General features: G+C 68.6%; 22 protein-coding genes. 10 read left to right on the forward strand and 12 right to left on the reverse strand.

The features are described from left to right. Window positions 1-8 precede the first annotated feature (8 nt). Complete coding sequence (locus tag K7W41_RS10440) at window positions 9-752, forward strand: glucodextranase DOMON-like domain-containing protein (RefSeq protein ID WP_224607781.1); 744 nt, start codon at window positions 9-11, stop codon at window positions 750-752. Beyond that, the gene (locus K7W41_RS10445) at window positions 749-1,627 is read left to right on the forward strand and encodes a DMT family transporter (protein ID WP_224607784.1); all 879 of its coding nucleotides are present in this window, start codon (window positions 749-751) and stop codon (window positions 1,625-1,627) included. Before K7W41_RS10440 ends, K7W41_RS10445 begins: the two co-directional genes overlap by 4 nt. A 257-nt stretch (window positions 1,628-1,884) precedes the next feature. On the opposite strand, the gene K7W41_RS10450 is transcribed toward K7W41_RS10445, so the two are convergent. Next, complete coding sequence (locus K7W41_RS10450; protein WP_224607787.1) at window positions 1,885-3,144, reverse strand: DUF4127 family protein; 1,260 nt, start codon at window positions 3,142-3,144, stop codon at window positions 1,885-1,887. Between the two features lie 293 nt (window positions 3,145-3,437). Here K7W41_RS10450 and K7W41_RS10455 point away from each other — a divergent pair, with 293 nt between their 5' ends. Beyond that, window positions 3,438-4,601 carry an ABC transporter permease gene (locus K7W41_RS10455; protein ID WP_224607790.1) on the forward strand — a complete coding sequence of 388 codons (1,164 nt, stop codon included), beginning with the start codon at window positions 3,438-3,440 and terminating at the stop codon, window positions 4,599-4,601. Between the two features lie 16 nt (window positions 4,602-4,617). Continuing rightward, window positions 4,618-5,310: an ABC transporter ATP-binding protein gene (locus tag K7W41_RS10460; RefSeq protein ID WP_224607793.1), complete on the forward strand. Its 693-nt coding sequence runs from the start codon at window positions 4,618-4,620 to the stop codon at window positions 5,308-5,310. A gap of 2 nt (window positions 5,311-5,312) precedes the next feature. On the opposite strand, the gene K7W41_RS10465 is transcribed toward K7W41_RS10460, so the two are convergent. From K7W41_RS10465 to K7W41_RS10475, 3 genes are all read right to left on the reverse strand, one after another. Beyond that, window positions 5,313-5,624, reverse strand: a complete 312-nt coding sequence (locus K7W41_RS10465) for a hypothetical protein (RefSeq protein WP_224607796.1) — start codon at window positions 5,622-5,624, stop codon at window positions 5,313-5,315. 137 nt (window positions 5,625-5,761) lie between these two features. After that, window positions 5,762-6,181, reverse strand: a complete 420-nt coding sequence (locus K7W41_RS10470; protein ID WP_224607799.1) for a hypothetical protein — start codon at window positions 6,179-6,181, stop codon at window positions 5,762-5,764. Between the two features lie 61 nt (window positions 6,182-6,242). Continuing rightward, window positions 6,243-8,192 carry a hypothetical protein gene (locus K7W41_RS10475; RefSeq protein ID WP_224607802.1) on the reverse strand — a complete coding sequence of 650 codons (1,950 nt, stop codon included), beginning with the start codon at window positions 8,190-8,192 and terminating at the stop codon, window positions 6,243-6,245. A gap of 50 nt (window positions 8,193-8,242) precedes the next feature. On the opposite strand from K7W41_RS10475, the gene alr reads away from it, so the two are divergent. Continuing rightward, the gene (gene alr, locus K7W41_RS10480; protein ID WP_224607805.1) at window positions 8,243-9,343 is read left to right on the forward strand and encodes an alanine racemase; all 1,101 of its coding nucleotides are present in this window, start codon (window positions 8,243-8,245) and stop codon (window positions 9,341-9,343) included. Window positions 9,344-9,388: 45 nt separating this feature from the next. Here alr and K7W41_RS10485 read toward each other — a convergent pair whose 3' ends face one another. From K7W41_RS10485 to K7W41_RS10520, 8 genes are all read right to left on the reverse strand, one after another. Continuing rightward, a complete protein-coding gene (locus tag K7W41_RS10485) occupies window positions 9,389-10,507 on the reverse strand; it encodes a M50 family metallopeptidase (protein WP_224607808.1) in 1,119 nt (372 codons plus the stop codon). After that, the gene (gene dxr, locus K7W41_RS10490; protein ID WP_224607811.1) at window positions 10,504-11,691 is read right to left on the reverse strand and encodes a 1-deoxy-D-xylulose-5-phosphate reductoisomerase; all 1,188 of its coding nucleotides are present in this window, start codon (window positions 11,689-11,691) and stop codon (window positions 10,504-10,506) included. The genes K7W41_RS10485 and dxr overlap by 4 nt, the downstream gene beginning before the upstream one ends. Before the next feature lie 113 nt (window positions 11,692-11,804). Next, window positions 11,805-12,635, reverse strand: coding sequence for a phosphatidate cytidylyltransferase (locus K7W41_RS10495; protein ID WP_221088357.1), 831 nt, complete (start codon window positions 12,633-12,635; stop codon window positions 11,805-11,807). A gap of 235 nt (window positions 12,636-12,870) precedes the next feature. Next, window positions 12,871-13,422, reverse strand: a complete 552-nt coding sequence (gene frr, locus K7W41_RS10500; RefSeq protein ID WP_221088358.1) for a ribosome recycling factor — start codon at window positions 13,420-13,422, stop codon at window positions 12,871-12,873. 151 nt (window positions 13,423-13,573) lie between these two features. Further along, window positions 13,574-14,281, reverse strand: coding sequence for a UMP kinase (pyrH, locus tag K7W41_RS10505; protein WP_224607814.1), 708 nt, complete (start codon window positions 14,279-14,281; stop codon window positions 13,574-13,576). A 122-nt stretch (window positions 14,282-14,403) separates the two neighbouring features. Then, window positions 14,404-15,198: a translation elongation factor Ts gene (gene tsf, locus K7W41_RS10510; RefSeq protein WP_224607819.1), complete on the reverse strand. Its 795-nt coding sequence runs from the start codon at window positions 15,196-15,198 to the stop codon at window positions 14,404-14,406. A gap of 106 nt (window positions 15,199-15,304) precedes the next feature. Next, window positions 15,305-16,054, reverse strand: a complete 750-nt coding sequence (rpsB, locus tag K7W41_RS10515) for a 30S ribosomal protein S2 (RefSeq protein ID WP_224607821.1) — start codon at window positions 16,052-16,054, stop codon at window positions 15,305-15,307. Between the two features lie 139 nt (window positions 16,055-16,193). Continuing rightward, on the reverse strand, window positions 16,194-16,997 hold the full coding sequence (locus K7W41_RS10520) for an aminoglycoside phosphotransferase family protein (RefSeq protein WP_224607824.1): 804 nt from the start codon (window positions 16,995-16,997) through the stop codon (window positions 16,194-16,196). Between the two features lie 65 nt (window positions 16,998-17,062). Between K7W41_RS10520 and K7W41_RS10525 the strand changes: the two genes are divergently transcribed. The 5 genes from K7W41_RS10525 (at window position 17,063) to K7W41_RS10545 (ending at window position 20,942) form a co-directional block, all read left to right on the forward strand. Continuing rightward, window positions 17,063-17,890, forward strand: coding sequence for an undecaprenyl-diphosphate phosphatase (locus tag K7W41_RS10525; protein WP_224607827.1), 828 nt, complete (start codon window positions 17,063-17,065; stop codon window positions 17,888-17,890). Between the two features lie 433 nt (window positions 17,891-18,323). Continuing rightward, the gene (locus K7W41_RS10530) at window positions 18,324-18,788 is read left to right on the forward strand and encodes a hypothetical protein (RefSeq protein ID WP_224607830.1); all 465 of its coding nucleotides are present in this window, start codon (window positions 18,324-18,326) and stop codon (window positions 18,786-18,788) included. 299 nt (window positions 18,789-19,087) lie between these two features. Beyond that, a complete protein-coding gene (locus K7W41_RS10535) occupies window positions 19,088-20,098 on the forward strand; it encodes a heme-dependent oxidative N-demethylase subunit alpha family protein (protein ID WP_224607833.1) in 1,011 nt (336 codons plus the stop codon). Next, window positions 20,095-20,547 (forward strand): ribonuclease domain-containing protein, encoded by a 453-nt coding sequence (locus K7W41_RS10540; RefSeq protein ID WP_224607836.1) that lies wholly within the window; start codon window positions 20,095-20,097, stop codon window positions 20,545-20,547. The genes K7W41_RS10535 and K7W41_RS10540 overlap by 4 nt, the downstream gene beginning before the upstream one ends. Further along, window positions 20,544-20,942, forward strand: coding sequence for a barstar family protein (locus K7W41_RS10545; RefSeq protein ID WP_224607839.1), 399 nt, complete (start codon window positions 20,544-20,546; stop codon window positions 20,940-20,942). Before K7W41_RS10540 ends, K7W41_RS10545 begins: the two co-directional genes overlap by 4 nt. Window positions 20,943-21,217: the final 275 nt, after the last annotated feature.

A 21,217-nucleotide genomic window follows, 5' to 3' on the forward strand; every position in this document is an offset into this window, starting at 1 on the left:
TGCCGGGCGTGCTGGCCCTGCTCGCCTCGACCATAACCCTGTCCGACCCTGCTGGCGACGCGCGCGGCGACGGCGGATATGTGCTGCCCACCCGCCCCGCCTTCACCCCGGACATGCTGGACCTGCGCGCCTTTTCGGCCCAGCCGCAGGGCGAGGGCATGCGCTTTACCGTCAGCTTCACGGCTATGGGCAATCCGTGGAATGCGCCCTCCGGCTCCAGCGCGGGCGTGACCGATATTTTCGTCAAAGGTTCGCTGGGGGGCCAGCAGCTGCTGGCCGATACAGGCTTGCGGGTGCGCGGCCAGGGCGGGTGGGCCTACCACCTGCGCGTGTCGGGGGGCGGGGCCTCGCTGGTGCGGGCCGACAGCCAGGGCGCGCTGACCCGCCTGCCCACGCCGCAGGTGCAGGTGTCTGGCACCAGCCTGATCATTGACGCGGCGGTGCCGGCCGGCACCTACGGCTACTGGGTGACCGAGAGCGTCTACACGCCATTTTCGGCCACAGGGGTGCTGCGCCCGGTGACCCAGAGCGGCCCCACGCTGCTGCAGGCCGGGCGCGCCGACGCCCCCACCCCGGTGGACGTGCTGGCCCCCGCCGGGGACACGCAGGTGTACAGCGCCCTGACCCTGGCCCCGGTGGGCGAAACGCGCGACTGGGTGAGCCTGACCCTGATTGCCCTGGGGGTGGGCGGCCTGCTGCTGACGGTGGTCGCCACCGTGATCGTGTGGCGCCGGCTGGCCGGGCGGCCGTGACCCGCCCCGCCCTGGGCGCGCCGCTGCTGATTCTGGCGGCGGCGGTGCTGTGGGGGCTGCTGGGCATTCTGGGCAAGCAGGCGCAGTCGGGCGGCCTGGGGCCGCTGGAGGTGGCCTTCTGGCGCGCCGCGCTGGCCGGGGGGCTGTTTGCGGCGCACGCGGCCCTCACGCGCGCCCGCTGGCCGCGTGGGCGCGACCTGCTGGTGACGGCGGCCTTTGGGGTGGTGGGGGTGGCGGTTTTTTACGGCGCCTACCAGCTGGCGGTGCAGGCCGGGGGCGCCAGCCTCGCCAGTGTGCTGCTGTACACCGCGCCCGCCTTCGTGGCGCTGCTGGGCTGGGGGCTGCTGCGCGAGCGCCTGGGCCTGCGCGAAGGGCTGGCGATTGCGGGCACCCTGGGCGGCATTGCCCTGATCAGCCTGGGCGGCGGCCAGGGGATCACGGTGAGCGGGCCGGCGCTGGGCTGGGGCTTGACCGCAGGATTCACCTATAGCCTGTATTACCTGTACGGCAAGGCGTTTTTTACCCGCTACGACCCGGCGGCGCTGCTGGCGGTGGCCCTGCCGGTGGGCGCGCTGGCCCTGCTGCCCTTCGTGACCTTTACGGCCAAGACGCCGCCGGTGTGGGGCAGCCTGGGGGCCATCGCCGTGCTCTCCACCTATCTGGCGTATCTGGCCTACAGCGCGGGCCTGCGGCGCCTGAGCGCCACCCGCGCCAGCGTGATTGCCAGCCTGGAACCGGTGGTGGCTGCCGCCCTGGCCGCCGCCCTATTTAACGAGCGGCTGGCCGCCCTGGCCCTGCTGGGCGCCGCCCTGGTTATCGGCGCCGCGCTGCTCCTGAGCTTCAGCCCCGAAGAAGCCCACCCGCAGGCCGAGTAGGGAAGAGGGGGCAAAGCGCGGGTTCTGCCTGGGCTCTGGTTTTTTCGGGCGGCTTCGCTTGGGGAGGGACGTTGGATGCTCGGCCAGCCCCCGTCTGCCTGAAGTGCTCAGAGGGGCAGGCCACTGCTGCTCACCCCGCAGCGGAAACGGATTTTTCCTCCGGGAAGACAGAACTAGAGATCGGGGCCAGAAGCGAAAGGGTGCCGCCGCTCCACTTTGTTTCTCTGCTAACAGTTGAACGTCGCGCGCCCCTCTCCCTACTTTTTCTCTTCCAGGGTGAAATCCCATTCAAAGGAGCGGCCCCAGGGTAGTTCGGCGTCGTCCAGGGTGTAGGTGTTGCCCACGCGCAGCGGAAAAAAGCCTTCGGCGGCCTGCTTCAGCGCGGCCTGCCCTTCGGGGGTGTTCAGTTGCGCTTCGGGAATCTGGGCCCGCAGCCGGGCGCGCACCTGGGCGGAGTAGATCACGTCGTTGGCGAATTCGCGCGCCAGCAGGGCGTCCTGGCGAATGGGGTCGGCGCCGCGCAGGCTGAGCTTGGCGTGGGCCAGGGCCGAGCCCAGGTTGTTGCCCGGGGTGCCCCAGGCGGCCAGGGCGCGCAGGTTGGCGTGCTGGCGCAGGGTGCGCAGGTCGCCCCAGAACCGGGTGTTGCCCAGGTTCACCTGCGCCACGTCCGCCACGGCCACGGGCCCCTGGCGCAGCAGCGCACTCACCCGCAGGGCCGCCCGGCGCGGGTCGCCACCGTTGTACACGTACAGGGTCAGGTCGGCCCGGCTGTCCACCACCGTAAACCCGGCGCCCTGGGCATGGTTCAGCGCGCTCTGGGTCAGCGGAATGCCCTCGTATTTCATGACCGCCTGCGCGGCTTTGGGGTCGCTGTATTCCAGGCGCACGGTGGCCGCTTCCGGGGCCAGGGCGCGGGCGGCCAGCATGCTCAGCACCTCGTCGGCGCCGGGGTAGACGCGCACGTTGTCCGGCGCCTCCTGGGCCAGGGCGGCCCCCTCACCTGGGGCGGGGCTGCCGGGCAGGGCGTCGTCCCAGGTCACATGCAGTTCCTTCAGGAGGCCCTCGCGTGCCCAGCCCATCACCGCGCGCACCACCGCCAGATTGCGCGCGCGGTTGGTGGCGTCCGGCTCGCGCGGCAGGGTGATAAAGGCGTACACCGACTGCCCGGTGCGCGCCTGCCAGGTGCGCAGGGGCGCCAGCCGTGCCAGGGCCTCCTCGGCGCTCAGGGGGCTGGTGCGCGACTGAACCAGTCCGCCGTAGGCCAGGGCGTCCAGCGCGGCGATCAGGGGGCCGGTGTTTGGCTGGGCCTGCAGCCACGCGCCCAGCGCCGCCGGGTCGGCCCCGGTGGTGGCGGTGCCCAGCAGCGTGGCGGGCGGCACCTGCACGTTCGCCCCGCGCAGGCCCGCCACCAGCGCGGGCAGCACCCGGGTGGCGGGGCGGGAATCCAGCGGCAACAGGGTCTGGGCGTGGGCCGACCCGAAGGACAGCAGCAGGGCCAGGGGCAGCAGGGCGCGCATGGCTGCCACCCTACGGGGCCCCCATGAGCGTGCCTTGCGGCTGGGGTGACGGGGGTTCATGAGTGCCGCGCGGTGGGCGTCCTAGCGGTCACCACATGGCTTGAAGGTAAACCCTGCAGGTCATGTGGGGCGAGCGGGGCGAGTCACCGTGACAGACAGCGGTTGAAGTGGCCTTGAGGGGGGTCCCTTCCTCCCATGGGCGGAACGATTGCCGCTGTCAGGCGGGCCGGGGCGGCGCCGCCTCTCCGGGCCCTGCCGCCATGTCCCGCCCGGCGCAGCGTAGCCTGGGGACCATGAAGGCAGCTGACCTCTGGAGACTCGCGTGGCGGGGCCTGACCCGGCGCCGGGTGCGGACCCTGCTCACGGCGCTGGGCATCACGGTGGCCGTGGCCAGCATGGTGATTTTCCTGTCGCTGGGCGAGGGCATCCGCAAGGTGTTCGTCTCGGAACTGGGCGGCATTGGCCCGGATATTCAGGTCAGCCTGACCCCGCTGTCGCAGGGCATGTCGCTGCACCCCAACCTGCCGCAAAGCACCGTGGCTGACCTGCAGCGCCTGGCCCCGGAGCTGGGCATTCAGAGCGTCACCCCGGTCATCATGGCCGTGCGCGGCAGCCTGGACCCCACCCAGAGCGCGGTGCTCTACGGCCTGCCGGCCGGCGGGCAGGGCATTGCCGCCGTGTTTCCCAGTGCGGCGGTGGCCCGGGGCCGCACCCTGCAGGCGAGTGACAACGCGGCGGGCGCGGCGGTGGTGGGGGCCAAGGCCGCGCAGAACCTGCGGCTGGACCTGGGCAGTCGCCTGAACCTCAACCGCCGCTCCAGCGTGAAGGTGGTGGGCGTGCTGGCCCCCGAATCCGGGCTGGTGGACAACTTCATCTTCCTGCCGCTGGACACCCTGCAGCGCAGCGAAGGCGCCCAGAACCGCGTGTCGCTGGTGGCGGTCAAGTTGCAAAATCCCCGCGAGGCCCGCGCGGTGGCCACCCAGATTGCCCAGAAATTGGACCTCGAAGCCGCCACGCAGTCCGATTTCCTCAGCTTCATTGAGCGCGCCCTGCGCATCAGCGACGCAGTGCGTTTCGGCATCTCCCTGATTGCCCTGATCGTGGGCGGGCTGGCGGTGGCGAACACTGTCATGATGGGCGTCTTCGAGCGCACCCGTGAATTTGCCACCCTGCGCGCCATCGGTGCCCGCCCGGCCTTTGTGCGCGCGCTGGTGCTCACCGAATCGCTGCTGCTGTCGCTGGCTGGTGGGGTCTTTGGGGTGCTGCTGGGGCTGGTGGGGATTGTGGTCGTGAATCTGTACACGCAGCAGCTGGCGGGCATTGACGCGGCGGCCCTGACCCCGCGCCTGACGCTGCTGGCGCTGGGCATTTCCTTCCTGCTGGGGTTGCTCTCGGGCCTGCTGCCCGCGCGCAGCGCCAGCCGCCTGAGCATCACTGAAGCGCTGGGGCGGGTCTGAGATGAGCGGAGCCCAGATGACGGTGCCTGCCTCCGCCCACCCCCTGACCCTGCGCGTGCAGGACCTGTCGCGTGTGTACCCCAGTGGCGACGGGCAGGTGCAGGCCCTGGCCCCCTTCACCCACACCTTTGCCCCCGGTCTGACGGCGGTGGTGGGTCCCTCGGGCAGTGGCAAAAGCACCCTGCTGAACCTGCTGGCGGGCTTTGATACCCCCACCAGCGGGCATGTGGAGGTGGGCGGCACCAACCTCACCGCCCTGCCCGAAGCCGCCCGCGCCGATTTCCGGCTGGCGCATTACGGCTTTGTGTTCCAGAACCACAACCTTGTGGGCATTCTGAGCGCGCAGGAGAACGTGGAGTTCCCGCTGGCCCTGGCCGGGCGCCCGCCCCGCGAGCGCCGGGAGCGCGCGCGCGAACTGCTGGCCCTGGTGGGCCTGGAGCGCCGCGCGGGCCACCTGCCCGGACAGCTGTCGGGCGGTGAAGCGCAGCGGGTGGCGATTGCCCGCGCCCTGGTGGGGAATCCCGGCGTCCTGCTGGCCGACGAACCCACTGGCAACCTCGACACCCGCACCGGCGAGCGCGTGCTGGAGCTGCTGCGCGGCGCGGCCGGGCAGGGGCGCACCGTGGTCCTGATCACCCACGACCGCGATATCGCCGCCCAGGCCGACCACCACCTGAACGTGCGCGACGGCGCGGTGACCCCGGGGTAAAGTCAGCGGGGGCGCAGAGCGCCTGAGGTCTGCGCCGCGTCGTTGAGCGCCTGCAGCAATGATTGGCGCCGGGCGGGCGTCAGCTGCGCCCGGACTTTGGGGGAAAAAAGCCGCTGCAGGTCACCTAAATACAGGCTGCCGTCGCGAGGGGCCCGGAGGCGCAGCAACTGACCTGCGGCATTCAGCTCCAGCCGGTAGGGCGCGACTTCCCCCGCCTGCAACGTCAGCCCGCCGCCGCTTACCTGAATCTTCGCGCAGGCAGCGTAGACACTGACGGCTGCCGGGGTGCGTTCCAACACCTGATGAACACACACGCTGTCCCCTTCGCCAAACCGGGCCCTGAACTGGTGTTCAAGTGCCGCATTGACCTGTCTGGGCGTCAGCGCCAGCGCGGCAGAGCACAGGAACAGCGCCAGAGCGCCACCAGACCAGATGGCCCTCCCCGCCCTCCTCAGGGGGCCTGACCCACGCGGGTCTGGGCGCCGCGCAGCCACAGCACGCGGCCCCGGTCGTCCAGCAAGCGCACGACCACCTGCACCGGCTCGCCGGGTTGCAGGCCCGCCGCGTTGCGGCCCCACACCGTCGCCTGGGTGCCCGCGCCGCGAATGGGCGCTTTCCACAGCCCCTCGCCGCCCACCACAAAGACGCCGTCCAGCCGCACCGGCGGCAGGGGGCTGCGCGCCGAATTCAGCTGCACGCGCACGCCAAACCCCCCGGTGCCCGCCGCCGGGGCCGCGCCCACCGTCACCATCTGGCCGTTCACGTTCAGGGCTGTGGGCGCATTCAGCAGCTCGCCCACCTGCGGCGGGCTGGGCTGCACACCACAGGCGGCGAGCCACAGGCCCAGGAAGGCTGGCAGCAACCGCTTCATGACCCCCAGCCTACCTGAGAACCATTGGCAAGGCGTGAACATTTAGGCGGACACCGGGGGCTCACCAGCCCAGGTCGGGCGGGGTGACCACCCGGTCAGCGGGCTGGTCGGTGAACAGGGTGTAGGTGAGGGTGTAGGTGCCGGGAATTACGCGGGTCAGCACAATCGCGTCGCCCTCAAAGCGGGGATTGGTGTTGGCGAGGCTGGGGCCCTGCACCTGCAGCGGCCCGCGCACCGCTGGCTGCGCGCCGCCTGTGGGCAGGGGGTCGGTCAGGCGCACGTTCTCCAGCGTGCTGTCCACGGTCAGCACCAGGGTCACCTGATAGCCCTGTGCGGCGGCCTCCACACTCTTTTGCAGGCTGGCGCGCGCGCCGCCCTCCACGGTGCGGTTCACGTTGGCGCCGCCGGGGTTGCGCACCCGCGCCTGCCCGGTTACGCGCAGGGCGGCCGGGTCCAGCGTGGCCTCGGCGGTGTCGGTGCGGCACACGCGCACTGGCACCTTCAGGCGCAGTGGCTGCGCGGCGCTGAATTCGCCGGCCACCTCCAGGGGGTAATCGCTGGTCCAGCCGGTCGGCAGGGTCAGGTTCAGGCGGCCCGGCAGGCGGTAGGGAAAGTCCGTCTTGGCCAGGGCGGTCAGCTGGGTTACGTCGCACACGTTCAGGATGTCCGGGGCCGTGACCAGCGTGAGGTCGGTGCGCACACGGTACTCGATGGTCACGCGGCCCGCTGCGCCGTCGCTCACGCGGCCGGGTAGGGGCGGGGTCACCGTGCTGCCGGGAATGGGCGTGGGGGTCACCGGGTAGTCGCCGGGCGCCAGGGGCACCGTGGCCGGTGTGGTCAGCGTGCGCCCCGCCACCTCAAACGGCACGCCGCTGAGGGGAAGACGCTGGCCGCCGTACAGCGCCACCGCGTCCACCTGCAACTGCCCTTCCGGCGCGCGGGCCACAAAGCGCACCTTGGTAAAGCCCGGCTGGTAGCGAACTTCGGTGGGGGAGACCATGTTGCCGGTGCCGGTGACCAGCACCGAACTGACCGGCAGATACCCCGCCGGCAGCACCGGGCGCACCACCGAGTCGCCCACCAGGGTGTACGAGGCCCCGGGAATGGGGCGGCCCTGGGGGTCCACCACCTCCACCAGCAGCTGGTTGGCGATTTTCACCGTATCGGGCAGGGTAAACCCGCCCACGCTGGCGCGCACCGCCTGTTCACCCAGCCGGAAGCTGTAGCGAATGGCGTTGCTGTACTGCTTGGTGGTGGGCAGCACCCGGATGTACAGGCCCCACTCGCCCACCAGCGCCGGGGTAATGGTGAAACTGTCGGTGGCGGTCTTGCCGTTGTCGCTGGGCGTGAGGTTCACGCGGGCGCCGCCGGGCTGCACCGCCCACAGTTCGGCTTCCTGGGGGCCGTCCACGTCGTAATTCAGCAGGTTCAGGGTCTTGCCCACCCAGTCGGCGGTCACGTTCAGCCGGGCGGCCAGCAGCGGCTCGGCGTCGGTGCTGCGGGCGTTCACGCTGAAATCGCTGGTTTCCAGCACAAAGGGCGCGGCCACTCGCAGGGCAAACGAGTTCTTGCCGTCGCCCTTGCTGGTCACCTTCAGGGTGTAGGTGCCCGCTGGCAGGCCGCCCGCAAACAGGCCTTCCCAGGTGTGCTCGCGCCCCAGGCCGTAGCGGCGCTCGGTCACGGTGCCGCCGGGGCCGGTGAGGGTAAAGGTGGTCTCGAAAGGCTCGTTTTTCTTGTACAGCTCGTCGCCAAAGTAGCCGTCGCCCCGTCGGCCGTCCACGTAGTCGGCAAGGTTAAAGCCCGGCGAGTACACCTCCAGCCCCAGGGGCCGACCGGCGTTCTGAGGTGAAACGCGGATTTCGTAGGATTCCTGGGCCTGCGGCCATTTTTCCCCCACCGACACCAGCGGCAGGATGCCGCCTGTCTGGGCGGCGGCGGCAGGGCTGAGCAGCAGGGCCCCGGCCAGGGCCAGGGCGGCGGACAGGGCGCGGGCAGAGAAGAGGCTGGGCATGATCTGCTGCCCAGCATACTGTTCGCGTCTGGCGCTAGCATTTGGTCCAGATGCGCCCTGCCCCTTCGCCCCCCCTGGCTGCCCGCGCCCGCGCCCTGGTGGGCGGCGAGGCGCTGGCCAGCAACCTTCACGCCCTCTCGGCGCGGGCCGGCGCGCCGCTGCTGCTGCCGGTCAAGGCCAATGCCTACGGACACGGACTCAGTGAAGTGGCCCGCCTCGCCGCCCCCCACCCGGACCTCTGGGGTCTGGCGGTGGCGACCCCGCAGGAGGCGGCGGCGCTGGCCGCGCTGAGGCTGGGCCGGCCCGTGGTGCTGCTGACCCCGCCCATGCCCCAGGAGGTGGCCCCCCTGGCCGACCTGGGCGTGCGCCTGCCCGTGGCCTCCCTGGCCGAGGCCGAGGCCCTGCCCAGCCACGCCCGCGCGCACCTGAAGGTCGACACCGGTATGAACCGCCTGGGTGCCCGCCCCGAAGACGCCGTAGCGGTGGGCCGCCGTCTGGCGCAGCGGGGTCTGCTGGAAGGGGTTTACACCCACTTCGCCACCGCCGACGAGCCCGATCCTAGCTTTGCCCACGAGCAACTGCGCCGCTTTCAGGGGGTGCTCTCGGCCCTGCCCGAGACGCCAGCGCCGCTGCTGGTGCATGCCGCCAATGGGGGCGCGGTGCTGAGCTTTGGGGCGCTGCCGGGCATGGGCCTGGCCCGCCCCGGGCTGGCCGCCTACGGCTTTGCGCCCGCCCACCTGCGCCATGCGGTGCCCCTGACCCCGGTGATGACCCTGCAGGCCCGCATCACGCACCTGCACACCGCGCGGGCCGGCGAAACCGTCAGCTACGGCGCCCTGTGGCGCGCTGCGCAGGACACCTGGGTCGCCACCGTGGGCCTGGGCTACGGCGACGGCTATCCCAGGGGTGCCACCGGGCAGGCGCAGGTGCTGGTGGCCGGCGAGCGCCGCCCGGTGCTGGGCCGCATCTGCATGGACCAGCTGATGGTGGACGTCACAGGCCTGGACGTCCAGCTGGGCGACTGGGTGACCCTGTGGACCAGCCAGGGCGTCACGGTGACGGATGTGGCGGCCTGGGGCGGCACCGTGGAATACGAGGTGCTGACTGGGGTGGGGGAACGGGTAGAGAGGGTTGTGGGCCGTGGGGTGTAGGTTGTGTGGGTTTCCTACAACCCACTCCCCACAACCTACATCCCCTTAAAAAAACCGCGTGACGTCCCGCACCACCACAAACACCATCAGCGCCATGACCAGGGCAAAGCCGGCGAGGTTGATCGCCTGCTCCTGCTGAAAGCTGAGGGGCCGGCCGCGCAGGGCGCCCACCAGCACCAGGAGAATGCGCCCGCCGTCCAGGCCCGGAATGGGCAGCAGATTGAAAAACGCCAGCGAGAGGTTCAGCAGGATGGCCACCTGAAGCAGCGCCCAGGGGCTGACGGCGGCGGCCCGGCTGACAATCTCGGCGGTGCCGATGGGTCCGCTCACGTTCTCGTCGCGCGAGAGGTCCAGGGTAAAGAAGCGCTGGAACAGACCCGCAAAGGAGCGCAGCACCTGCGGCACCGCCTCGGCCGTGACCTGCCAGGAGCGCACGAACGCCGTGCCCACGCCCACCGGCGCCACATCCGGGCCGTAGCGGATGCCCAGCAGCTGGCGCTGGCCGCCCTGCACCGGGGTCCAGTCAAAGCGCACCTCGCGCGGCTGCCCGGCGCGCTCCACGGTGAAGGTGTGCGGGCCCGGCCGGGTCAGCACCTCGCGCAGCCCTTCCCAGCCGGCCACGGTCCGGCCCCCCACCTCGGCCGTGTCGGGAATGTCGCGGCCGTTGATGGCGGTGATCACGTCGCCCGTCTGCAGGCCCAGCGCCTGGGCCCGCGAGCCGGCCACCACCTCTTCAATCCGGGCGCGGTCTGGCTGCGGCACGCCCTGGGCGCTGAAGTTCACCGTCATCAACGCCACGGCCAGCAGCAGGTTCACCAGAGGCCCAGCCAGCAGCACCGCCACCTTGCCCCAGGCGGGCAGCGCCGCAAAGCCCCGGGTGGGCTGGCGGTGACCGCCCTGGCCGTCGTCTTCCGGGGCCATGCCGTCAATCTCCACGTAGCCGCCGATGGGCAGCAGCGAGAGCCGCCATTCGGTGCCGCGCCAGAGGCGGCGCAGCAGCACCGGCCCCATGCCAATGCTAAACGACTGCACCGCCACGCCCTGCCAGCGGGCCAGCGCGTAGTGGGCCAGTTCGTGAATAAAGGTGGCGGCGCTGATAATCAGCAGCGTCCACAGCAGCCCCAGCGGGGTCAGGGCGGCGGCAATGCCTTCCAGAACATTCACGCGCGCACCCCCGCCGCGCACAGTTCCCGGGCCCGCGCCCGCGCCCAGCCGTCGGTGTCGGCCAGGGCCGCCCAGGTCAGGGTGCCGGCCGGCGTTTCATCCAGTACCCGCTCGATCAGACGCGGAATATCGAGAAAGCCAATCTGCCCGGCCAGGAAGGCGTCCACGGCCACCTCATCAGCGGCGTTCAGGGCCACGGGACTGAGGCCCCCCGCTTCACCCGCGCGGTAGGCCAGGGCCAGGCAGGGAAAACGCTCCTGGTCCGGCGCACTGAAGGTCCACTCGCCGCGCATGGGCCAGCCCAGGTGGGGGCCCACCTCGCGCCCGCGCCGCGCGCCGCGCACGTCGCCGGGGCGGGTCATGCCGGTGGGGGCAGCGTCTATGGCATACGCAATGGGCAGGCGCATGTCGGTGGGGCCAAACTGCGCCTTCAGGCTGCCGTCCCGGAAGCGCACCGCCGCGTGAATCAGGCTCTGGGGATGAATCACCACGCCCACCTGCGACAGCGGCAGGCCGTACAGGCTGGCGCACTCCATGACCTCCAGCCCCTTGTTCATCAGCGTGGCGCTGTCAATGGTGACTTTCGGGCCCATGCGCCAGGAGGGGTGCCTCAGGGCCTGTTCGGGGCCCACGCCGCTCAGGTCGGCCGGGCCCTCGCGGAAGGGGCCGCCAGACGCGGTCAGAATCACTTCGGCCACATCGGCCATGTGTTCGCCGGTCAGGCACTGAAACACGCCGGTGTGCTCCGAATCAATGGGCACCACGCGCCCGCCGCCCTTCGCTGCCGCCTCCCACATCAGATGGGCGGCCGTGACCATCGCTTCCTTGGTCGCCAGGGCCACCGCCTGCCCGGCTTCCAGCGCGGCGCGGGTGGGCGCCAGCCCAATCAGACCGCTCATGGCGTTCACCACCACGTCGGTCTCCAGCACCGCCAGCGCGCTGGGGTCGGCCACCACCGTCCGCCCGGCAAAGCGCTCGCGGGCCTGGGCATACACGCCCTCGTCCACGCTGACCACATCTGGGCCAAATTCGCGCACCTGCTCGGCCAGCAGGTCCAGGTTCTTCCCGGCGGCCAGGGCGGTCACCCGGTAGCCCCGTTCCCGCGCGATGTCCAGTGTCTGCGTGCCGATACTGCCGGTGCTGCCCAGCACGGTGATGCGGTTGTCCTGCCCCAGCTGCGTCATTGCGGCCATGCTAGTGGAAGACCCGCCCCAAAGCTGTGGGCAAAGGCCCCGGAAACGCCAAGCGGGCGACCTGCGCAGGCCGCCCGCTCTTGTCCTGCTCCACTCTCACGGCCCTACCGCGTAAACACGCTGATGTTCAGAAACAGATAGGTGGCGGGCACGGCGAACAGCAGGCTGTCCACCCGGTCCAGAAAGCCGCCGTGGCCGGGCAGGCTGGTGCCGCTGTCCTTGGTTTTCAGCGCGCGCTTGAGCAGGCTCTCGGCGAGGTCGCCTAGCTGGCTGGCGCTGGCCACCAGAATGGAATAGAGCAGCGCCTCGAACGGCGTCCAGATGTGGGTGAGGGTGGTCAGGCCCAGCACCATCAGGAAGCTGAACAGCAGGCCCCCAATCGAGCCTTCCACCGTTTTGCCGGGGCTGACTTCCGGGGCCAGTTTGCGCCGCCCGAAAAAGTGTCCCACAAAGTACCCGCCGATATCCGCCGCAAAGGTCGCCAGCAGCGGCAGGGCAAAGTACAGCAGGCCGTCATGCCCATCCGGGCTGTAGCGCAGCAGCAGGAAATAGCCCAGCAGCCACGGGATGTACAGCAGCCCGAAAATGGAGTACACAATGCGCTCCAGGGGCCGCTCGCCGGGGCGGATCACCTCCACCACCAGAAAGTAGCCAATCGCCACCGTCAGCACCGCCTCGCGCCACGAGCCCCCGGGCCAGGGCGTTCCGGGCCACATGGGCAGGCTGGCCACCAGCAGCGCGGCGGCAAAGACCCCCAGGCTCATGCGCCGCACGTCAATGTCGTTGCGGTCCAGCATGCGGATGTACTCGCGCAGCGCCATGACCGCCACCACGATCAAGGCGGGCAGCAGCGCCCCCCAGCCGATCCACACGACCACGCTGAGAATGACAAACCCCACCACGCTGGTGAGGATGCGGCTGCTCAGCGACTCCATGGCGGCCCTCCCATACGGATTCCGTCCATTTCCGTAACATCCAGAAAAGAACTGGATGTTCCTCCAATTCCCGGAAATCCGTACCCTTTCCCTCTCCCTCCGGTCGGAAAAATTCCGTAACGTATTACGGAATTTTTCGGAAGTCGTATCAGAAAGGCTGTGGGCTGTGGGTTGTCGGTGGTAGGCACGGCCCCACCCCCCACACCCCACCCTCCACGACCGGCGCGCAGCGCCTTCACCCGAGGATTTCCTGCTCCTTCTTCTGGAAGGTGGTGTCCACCTTGGCCACGAACTCGTCGGTGAGTTTCTGCACCTCGCCCTCGCCGCGCTTGATGTCGTCGTCGCCCATGCCCTCGACCTTCTTCACTTCATCCAGCGCGTGCTTGCGGATGTTGCGAATGGCGATGCGGGCATCCTCGGCGTAGTTCTTGGCGTTCTTGACCAGGTCCTTGCGGCGCTCCTCGGTCAGCATGGGCAGCGAGATAAAGATGGTGTCGCCCTTGTTGTTGGGGTTCAGGCCCAGGTCGCTGTCGCGGATCGCCTTTTCGATGGGGTTCAGCGCGCCCCGGTCCCAGGGCGTGATGACCAGCGTGCGGGCGTCGGGCGTGGTGATGCTGGCGACCTGATCAATCGGCATGGTGGAGCCGTAGTAGTCCACCAGCACCTTTTTCAGAATGCCGGGGTTGGCGCGGCCTGTGCGCAGCACCGAGAGGTTGTTTTCCAGCGCTTCAATCGCCTTGCCCATCTTCTCGCGGGCGTCGGCCTGGATGGATTTCATGTCAGCCATGGGGAAGTCTCCTTACGGGGAAGTGGGGTCAGTGTAAAGGATGGGGAGGCAGGAGGCAGGGCGCGGTGAAAGGCATGGTGGCTGGCTTGCGGGTGGGCCGTGACAGCCAGTCGCCCTGCCGTCCCGCGCACCGCTCCCCGCACCCCGCTGCCTAACTTTGAATCAGCGTGCCCACGCGCTCGCCCTGCAGCAGGCGGCGCAGGTTGCCTTCCTGGAACAAGTCGAACACCACGATGGGCAGGCCCCGGTCCATGCACAGGGTCAGGGCGGTGGCGTCCATCACTTCCAGGCGCTGCTCCACCACTTCCAGGTGCGTGGCCTGGGCAATGAACTTGGCATCCGGGTTCTTGCGCGGGTCGCTGTCGTACACGCCGTCCACCTTGTTTTTCGCCATCAGCACCACCTCGGCCCCAATTTCCAGGGCGCGCAGGGTGCTGGTGGTGTCGGTGGTGAAAAAGGGCGCGCCGTTGCCGCCGCCGAAAATGACCACGCGCTCTTTTTCCAGGTGGCGGATGGCGCGGCGGCGAATGTACGGCTCGGCCACCGCCGCCATCTGAATGGCGCTCATGACGCGGGTGGGGCGCCCGGCGGTTTCCATGGCGTCTTGCAGGGCCATGGCGTTCATCACCGTGCCCAGCATGCCAATGTAATCGGCGGTGGCGGGGTCCATGCCCTTGCCATTGCGCTCGCCGCGCCAGAAATTGCCGCCGCCAATCACGATGGCCAGTTCCACCCCTGTGCCGTCCAGCGCCGCCGTAATGCGCCGGGCCAGCGCCGCCGTGGTGTCGGGGCTGATCCCAAAGCCGGATTCGCCGGCCAGAAATTCGCCGGACAGCTTGAGTAGGACGCGCTTGAACATGTGAACCTCGCTGGGCGTCAAGAAAGAGCCGGCAGCCCAGGTGCGCGGCTGCCGGAGGAGCGAAGAAAAAAAGGCCGCGTGCAGGAAAAAGGCCCCTGTTGCAGGGGCCCTCTTCGCAGGATTTACGCGCCGATCTCGAAGCGCACGAAGCGCTTGACCTTGGCGTCGCCCAGGTACTTGGCGACCGTCAGGCTGTTGTCCTTCACGAAGGCCTGCTCGGGCAGCACCTTCTCGGAGTAGAACTTGCCGATCTGGCCCTCGACGATCTTCTCGACGATCTGCTGGGGCTTGCCCTCGTTCAGCGCCTTGTTCGTCAGGATTTCGCGCTCTTTCTCGATGTCGGAGCTGTTCACTTCGTCGCGGGTCAGGAACTGGGGGCGCTCGGCGGCCACATGCAGGGCCACGTCCTTGGCCTTGGCATCGTCGCCGCCTTCCACGTCCACCAGCACGCCAATCTTGCCGTTGCTGTGCACGTAGCCGGCCACGGTGCTGCCTTCCAGGTAGGCCACGCGGTTCAGCACAATGTTCTCACCGATCTTGCCGGCGGTGGCGGCGACCAGGGTGGCGACGGTTTCGCCGTTCACGCTGAAGTTCTTGAACTCTTCGAGGTCGCTGGTCTTGGCGTCCAGCGCGGCCTGGGCCAACTGCTCCACCACGGCCTGGAAGTCGCTGTTGCGGGCCACGAAGTCGGTTTCGCTGTTCACTTCCACGATGGCGGCGCGGTTGCCGTCCACCTTGAAGCGCACGATGCCTTCCTTGGCTTCGCGGTCACCCTTCTTCACGGCCTTGGCGATGCCGCGCTCGCGCAGCAGGGCAATGGCCTTGTCTTCGTCGTTACCGGCGTCGGCCAGGGCCTTTTTCACGTCCATCATGCCTGCGCCCGTCAGTTCACGGAGTTTCTTGATCGATTCCAGCATGGGTATCCCTCCTGGGAAAGAAAGTGAAGCGGCTTCGGTGCGGCTGGAAAAAGGGGCGGTCCGGGCAAAGCACCTTCGCCGGACGCAGCCCCCTTCCGGCCTCTGGTTAGGCTTCGATGCTCTCGGTGTCTTCGGTCTGCTCGGCGCCGCCCTCGGCCGCGCCCACATCCTCGCCGCCGCCGCGCGCTTCGACCAGCAGGTCGCCGATGCGGTGGGTGATCAGCTGAATGGAGCGGATGGCGTCGTCGTTGCCGGGCACGATGTAGTCAATGACATCCGGGTCAGAGTCGGTGTCGGCCAGGGCGATGACGGGGATGCCCAGACGGTTGGCTTCCTGCACGGCGATGACTTCCTTGGTGGGGTCCACCACGAAGATCGCGTCGGGGAGGCGGCTCATCTTGCGGATGCCGCCCACGAAGCGCTGCAGGCGCTCGCGCTCGGCGGCCAGCTTGATGCGCTCGGCCTTCAGGCGGTCATTGATACGGCCGGACTCGAACATATCGTCGAGTTCGTTCAGGCGATCAATGCGGGTGCGCATGGTCTTGAAGTTGGTGAGCATGCCGCCCAGCCAGCGGCTGGTGACAAAGGGCATGCCGGTGCGGCGGGCTTCGAGTTCCACGATTTCCTGGGCCTGCTTCTTGGTGCCCACGAACAGGATGACGCCGCCGCGCTCGGCGAGGTCCTTGATGAAGTCGAAGGAGCGGTCCACCTGCTTCAGGGTCTTTTGCAGGTCAATGATGAAAATGCCGTTGCGCTCGGCGAAGATAAACCGCTTGAACTTGGGGTTCCAGCGCTTGGTTTCGTGCCCGAAGTGCACGCCCGCTTCCAGCAGCTGCTTCATGGAGATGTACGACATGAAAACTCCTGAGCGTTGAGTGGGAAAAAGTTTGCCGTCCGCGTGCCAGCCCCGCCAAAGGGGGCCAGGCCCAGGCGCGACGCTCGAGCGCGCACAGGCAGGGTCACGGGGGCACCCAAACGAAGAGTATAGACCAATGTCAGGTCTCTGAGGAGAGGGCCAGGGCCTGCTGCGCGATCTCCAGCGTGTGCCGGGCTTCTTCGGTCTGCCCATCTTCGCTGTGCCACGCCGCCGAGAGCCCCGCGTAGGCCGCCACCCAGGCCAGCAGGCGGGCGCGGTCCAGCCCGGCCGCTGCCGCAATCACGCCCGCCTGTCTCTCCAACCGCCCGGGTTGCCGTGCGATGTCCAGCGAGGGGTTGCACAGCAGGTTGGCGAAATCAAAGCCCCGTTCCCCCAGCAGGCCCTTGGGATCAATCACCAGCCAGCCGCGCGCCGCGCTGTGCAGCACGTTGCCGTGGTGCAGGTCGCCGTGCAGGGGGCGTACATCCTGGGGCGTGGCCAGCAGGGCCTGGGCCACCGCCCAGCAGTGGGCAAAAAGCTCGCCGTGGTCCTGGGCCAGCGCCAGCGCGCGGAACCACTGGGGCAGGGGCAGCAGGTCCGGCCAGGGGGCCGCGCGGGGGGCATGGACCTGCCCGGCCACAGCGCACAGCAGCCGACTGGCCTCATCGTCGTGGCCGGCCTGGACCACCGCGCTCAGGGCATGTTCGCCCTCAATGCGCTCCAGCAGCAGGGCCGCTCCCTCGTGGCGGTACACCTGCGCGGCGCCCATGCCGGCCAGCCACACCATCAGGCCATGCCCGCGCTCTTCTTCAGCCCCGCGCGCCACTTTCAACATGGCCGGGCGGCCCTGCCAGCGCACCGGCCACAGGTCACTGCTGTGGGTGGAAAAGGGCTCGCCGTCGGGTTCCAGGGTCCAGCGGCGCAGGTGGGGGTGCAGGGTCATTGTGCCCAGTGTGCATCTTCCGGCGGACGCCACGGCGCGGCGCCCAGGGCGTACACTTCGCAGCTATGGACTGGTTGTACGCCATTGTGTATGGAGTCGTCGAGGGCATCACCGAATTCCTGCCCATCAGTTCCACCGGGCACCTGATCCTGACCGGCAACCTGATGGGCGTGCCCTGGACCAAGGAGGTCAAGGACGCCTTTGAAGTGGTGATTCAGGGCGGCGCCATCCTCAGCGTGCTGGTGTACTACTGGCGGGACTTTCTGAAGCTCCGGCATGTGGGGAGCGACCAGACCCAGCGCACCCTGTGGCTGGGCGTGCTGGTGGCCTGCATTCCGGCGGTGATTCTGGGCCTGCTGTTTGGCGACGCCATCAAGGCGTTCCTATTCCGCCCCAGCGTGGTGGCCTGGGCGCTGATCGTGGGCGGCGTGCTGATGTGGCTGATCGAGAGCCGAAAGGTGACGCCGAACGTGGACACCATTGAAAAGATTGGCGTGAAGCGCTCGTTCCTCATCGGCGCGCTGCAGTGCCTCGCGCTCCTGTGGCCGGGATTCTCGCGCAGCGCCAGTTCCATTCTGGGCGGCATGGTGCTGGGCCTGGACCGCGCCACGGCCACCAAGTTCAGCTTTTACCTGGGCGTGCCTACCCTGGGCGGCGCCGCCCTGCTGAACCTGATTCAGGAGCGCGAACTGATCTTCCGCGAAATTGGCCTGACCAACGTGCTGCTGGGCGCTGGCGTGAGCTTCGTAACCGCCTACCTGGCCATTGGCTGGCTGCTGAGGTTCGTCTCCACCAACACCTTCAAGGGCTTTGCGGTTTACCGCGTGGTGGTGGGCGTGCTGATTCTGGTGCTGATTGCCACCGGCGTGATGACCAACGGCAATCTGGCCTGAGTGAGGACCGGGCGACGTTCGGGGCAGGGAGGGTGCTGATAGAGACAGGGGCGAGGGTTTGACGTCGGCAAGTTCCCACTGCTCTGAGAGTGCCCCGGGCGCCACCGCCTCCAATCACAACTTAAGCTGAACCGACTTGCCCAGCGGCGCACGGGTCTAGCTGATCCCGCGCGCCGCTTCTCTTTAGACACTCAGCTCAGCAAGGGCGTTCTTCGCAATGGTACACCTGACGCAGCTGGGACGTCTGAGGGGCTGGTCTAAACGGACCCCCCTATTTCCCCAGTTGTCCCTCTTCAGGTCAAATCAGACCGGGCGGTTGGAGAGGTTGAGCAAGAGCCCCTTCTCCAAGCACAACGGCGTAGATAATCCTCTCAGCCCACCCTGCGCGGGCATTTTTATGCCAGCGGGTACTAATCCAGTGGCACAATGGGTCATGCGGAAACGGATTCTGTTGGGAATGCTTGTCGTGTCAACTGCTCAGGCGGCCAACCGCGATCCAGCAAACCTCAAGAACCTGAACACCTGTTTTGATAAGGCAAGCGTCCAAGTGGGCCAAAGCGTAGGTGTGGAAGCTGCCGCGATCAGTGAAGCAGTCTTTCAGAAGGTTTCTACAAAGCTCAGGGCTTATCGTGTTCCCTTTACCACCAATTGCGATCTGTCCCGCACGAGGGTTTACGTGCAAATAGACGCTTTCAAAACCTCGTTAGGGGTGTTGGCATACAGCTTCGCCGTTGATATTTATGACCAATTGACCTTCCCGGGAGTTGTCAGTATTTGGAATGCGGGCTCTTTTGGGGTAACAGGTCGTACTGGAACAGCCCTGACTAATGATTTTGCAGATGACGTAGGCAGCACCATTGACCAGCTGGCGGCCGACTACGCCACAGCCAACCCATGACGCGCGCTGCCGCTTATTTCCGGGTCAGCACCCTGCCCCAGATGCAGCAGTTCGGGCCCACGGTGCAGAAAGAGGCCATTACCGCCTACGCCAAACGGGCGAGCATTGAGGTGGTGGAGTGGCACGACGATGGAGACGGCCATCGTCGTGCCTCCGGTCACGGTGTTCCCAGTGAGCACCCACAGCGCAGCGGAATTACTGTGGGCGACGCTGTCACTGCCCTTGCACGAGTTGTTGTGGCAGGCCCATGTCCGGGTGGTCCTGCAACCAGACGGGCAATTCACCCTGAATATTGATCCATGGTGAAGCACCCCCTGATTTACCGCCCCTTCCTGAGTGGTGTTTACGCTGTCTCGGCGGGGCTGTATCGCCTGGGGGCGCAGGCCATTCCCTGGCTGGACCCCCCCGCGCCCGAGCACCACACCTTCGCCTTCGATGACACTTACGCGCCGTTTATCGCCAGCAAGGCGGCGGCCCATCGCCGGGCAGCCTGGGAATACATGGGCGAGGCGGCCCTGGGCCCAGACCTGCGCGAAGCGGCGCTGACCCACATCGCCCGCACCCTGGCGGCCGACAGCGGCGGCCGGGTGACCTGGGACGGCCGGACCCTGCGCAACAGGGCCCTGGGCTGGCAGGCCACGCTGAACCTGCGCTGGAACGCGGTAGAAGACCTGCAGCGCTTTGACGCCCCCGACGCCGCGCTGGTCCACGATCTGACGCCCCTGCATGCCCTGGACTTTCTGGGCCTGAATGCCCCCGAGGACCTTGCCCTGATCGCCCGCGACCCCGCCAGCGGGCGCGACTGGCTGGCGGCCACCCATGTCCTGAGCCCGCAGCACTGGGACCCGCGCGACAAGCTGGGGCGCGACTTTGTGGCGGTGCATACCCCGGTGGCGGGCAGCGGCCCTATGAATGCCACGGCCCCAAAGCTGGTGGACGCGGTGATTGCGCGCGGACCCTTCGTGCGCTTTGCCTGGGGCATCAGCATGACGGGCCGCCTGGACCACCACCCCGCCGCCCCCGCCGACGCTGACCGCGCCCCGGACACCACCTTTGACCCGGACGCCGCCTTTCTGCGTGTGGAGCGCCAGACCCTCGCCGGCTTTCCGGCTGCCCACGGCGCGCTGTTTACCATCCGGCCCTTCACGTACCCGCTGCAGGAGGCGGTGGAAACCCCTGCCCAGGCCCGCGCGCTGGCAACGGCGCTGCGCAGCATGACCCCTGAACAGGTGGTCTACAAAGGATTAACCCAGGTGCTGCCCGGACTGCTGACGTGGCTGGACGGGCGCCTTCTAGACTGCAGCCTATGAGGTCTGTCCGCCCCTTTCCCCTGCTGCTGGTCCCCCTGATGCTCGCCGGGTGGCTGGTGGCCTGCGACCCGGCGCCGGCCCAGACCACGCAGGCTGCCCCGCCCCCGCAGAGCACGCAGCGCGCTGAAACAGCGGCGGCCCGCGATCCGGTCAGTGGCCTGCCGTGGGTTACGCGGGCGGCCCTGCCCCCCGAAGGCCGGCAGGTGCTGGGGCGCATTGCCCAGGGCGGTCCTTTTCCGTACCGCAAGGACGGCGCGGCGTTCGGCAACCGCGAGCGGCTGCTTCCCCGGCAGCCGAGCGGCTATTACCGCGAATACACCGTGCCCACCCCCGGCGAAACCGACCGGGGCGCGCGGCGCATCGTGTGTGGCGGGGCGCCCGTGACCCGCACCGCCGAGTGCTATTACACCGCCGACCACTACGCCAGTTTCCGGAGGATTGCGCCATGATTCAGGTGTTCAATGAGCCGCCCCAGGGCCTGCAGGTTGCCCCCCACGAGCCCCGCATTCTGGCGGCCGGCCACCAGATCGGGGTGCGCGAGATCAAGTTCGGGGAAGTCCACGACAAAGACGGCCTGATGCTGGCCCTGGGCGCGGGGCTGGCCCTGCCCGGCGCCTTTGGCCGCAACTGGGACGCGCTGTACGACGTGCTGACCGACCCCGACCGCACGCCGCCCCGGCTGGCCCTGCTGCTGTGCGACTACGCCGATTTCCGCCGCCGCCATCCCCACCTCAGCCAGGAACTGGAAGCCACGCTGCTGGACGCCCAGCGGAGCGCCGCCGAGCAGGGGCGGGATCTGTGGCTGCTGCTGGAAGAACCGGACAGTGACCCCAAAGCGTGGTAGTGCGCCGCGAGGCGGCGTGCGCCAGGAAGACGACAGGAAGAATGGTGCTGACGGCGGCCCGCGCTTTCCTTCAGGCCCGGGAAGACCCCGCCTACGGGCCGACGCTGATGCCAAGGCCTCCTGGGCAGAGCGCAACTCCGCTGTTCCAGCGCCGGAGTCTCATCTGTCCCCGGGTGCGTTCTGCGGTGGAGCGGTGCGCGTCCGCTCACCCCTCGCCCCCGGCTCTCTGAGCGCCGTCTCATAAGGATTCCGGTTCATCCGTTCCTCCCTCACGG

This window comes from Deinococcus multiflagellatus (assembly GCF_020166415.1).
Taxonomy (GTDB): domain Bacteria; phylum Deinococcota; class Deinococci; order Deinococcales; family Deinococcaceae; genus Deinococcus; species Deinococcus multiflagellatus.

What these genes read in the sequence shown, in the direction of transcription:
- K7W41_RS10540 (WP_224607836.1), top strand. Translation starts at nt 20,095, where the DNA reads ATGAGGTCTGTCCGCCCCTTTCCCCTGCTGCTGGTCCCCCTGATGCTC.
- frr (WP_221088358.1), bottom strand. Translation starts at nt 13,422, where the DNA reads ATGGCTGACATGAAATCCATCCAGGCCGACGCCCGCGAGAAGATGGGC.
- tsf (WP_224607819.1), bottom strand. Translation starts at nt 15,198, where the DNA reads ATGCTGGAATCGATCAAGAAACTCCGTGAACTGACGGGCGCAGGCATG.
- dxr (WP_224607811.1), bottom strand. Translation starts at nt 11,691, where the DNA reads ATGACGCAGCTGGGGCAGGACAACCGCATCACCGTGCTGGGCAGCACC.
- K7W41_RS10525 (WP_224607827.1), top strand. Translation starts at nt 17,063, where the DNA reads ATGGACTGGTTGTACGCCATTGTGTATGGAGTCGTCGAGGGCATCACC.
- K7W41_RS10450 (WP_224607787.1), bottom strand. Translation starts at nt 3,144, where the DNA reads ATGCGCGCCCTGCTGCCCCTGGCCCTGCTGCTGTCCTTCGGGTCGGCC.
- K7W41_RS10475 (WP_224607802.1), bottom strand. Translation starts at nt 8,192, where the DNA reads ATGCCCAGCCTCTTCTCTGCCCGCGCCCTGTCCGCCGCCCTGGCCCTG.
- K7W41_RS10495 (WP_221088357.1), bottom strand. Translation starts at nt 12,635, where the DNA reads ATGGAGTCGCTGAGCAGCCGCATCCTCACCAGCGTGGTGGGGTTTGTC.
- K7W41_RS10520 (WP_224607824.1), bottom strand. Translation starts at nt 16,997, where the DNA reads ATGACCCTGCACCCCCACCTGCGCCGCTGGACCCTGGAACCCGACGGC.
- rpsB (WP_224607821.1), bottom strand. Translation starts at nt 16,054, where the DNA reads ATGTCGTACATCTCCATGAAGCAGCTGCTGGAAGCGGGCGTGCACTTC.
- K7W41_RS10455 (WP_224607790.1), top strand. Translation starts at nt 3,438, where the DNA reads ATGAAGGCAGCTGACCTCTGGAGACTCGCGTGGCGGGGCCTGACCCGG.
- alr (WP_224607805.1), top strand. Translation starts at nt 8,243, where the DNA reads ATGCGCCCTGCCCCTTCGCCCCCCCTGGCTGCCCGCGCCCGCGCCCTG.
- K7W41_RS10535 (WP_224607833.1), top strand. Translation starts at nt 19,088, where the DNA reads ATGGTGAAGCACCCCCTGATTTACCGCCCCTTCCTGAGTGGTGTTTAC.
- K7W41_RS10545 (WP_224607839.1), top strand. Translation starts at nt 20,544, where the DNA reads ATGATTCAGGTGTTCAATGAGCCGCCCCAGGGCCTGCAGGTTGCCCCC.
- K7W41_RS10460 (WP_224607793.1), top strand. Translation starts at nt 4,618, where the DNA reads ATGACGGTGCCTGCCTCCGCCCACCCCCTGACCCTGCGCGTGCAGGAC.
- K7W41_RS10470 (WP_224607799.1), bottom strand. Translation starts at nt 6,181, where the DNA reads ATGAAGCGGTTGCTGCCAGCCTTCCTGGGCCTGTGGCTCGCCGCCTGT.
- pyrH (WP_224607814.1), bottom strand. Translation starts at nt 14,281, where the DNA reads ATGTTCAAGCGCGTCCTACTCAAGCTGTCCGGCGAATTTCTGGCCGGC.
- K7W41_RS10530 (WP_224607830.1), top strand. Translation starts at nt 18,324, where the DNA reads ATGCGGAAACGGATTCTGTTGGGAATGCTTGTCGTGTCAACTGCTCAG.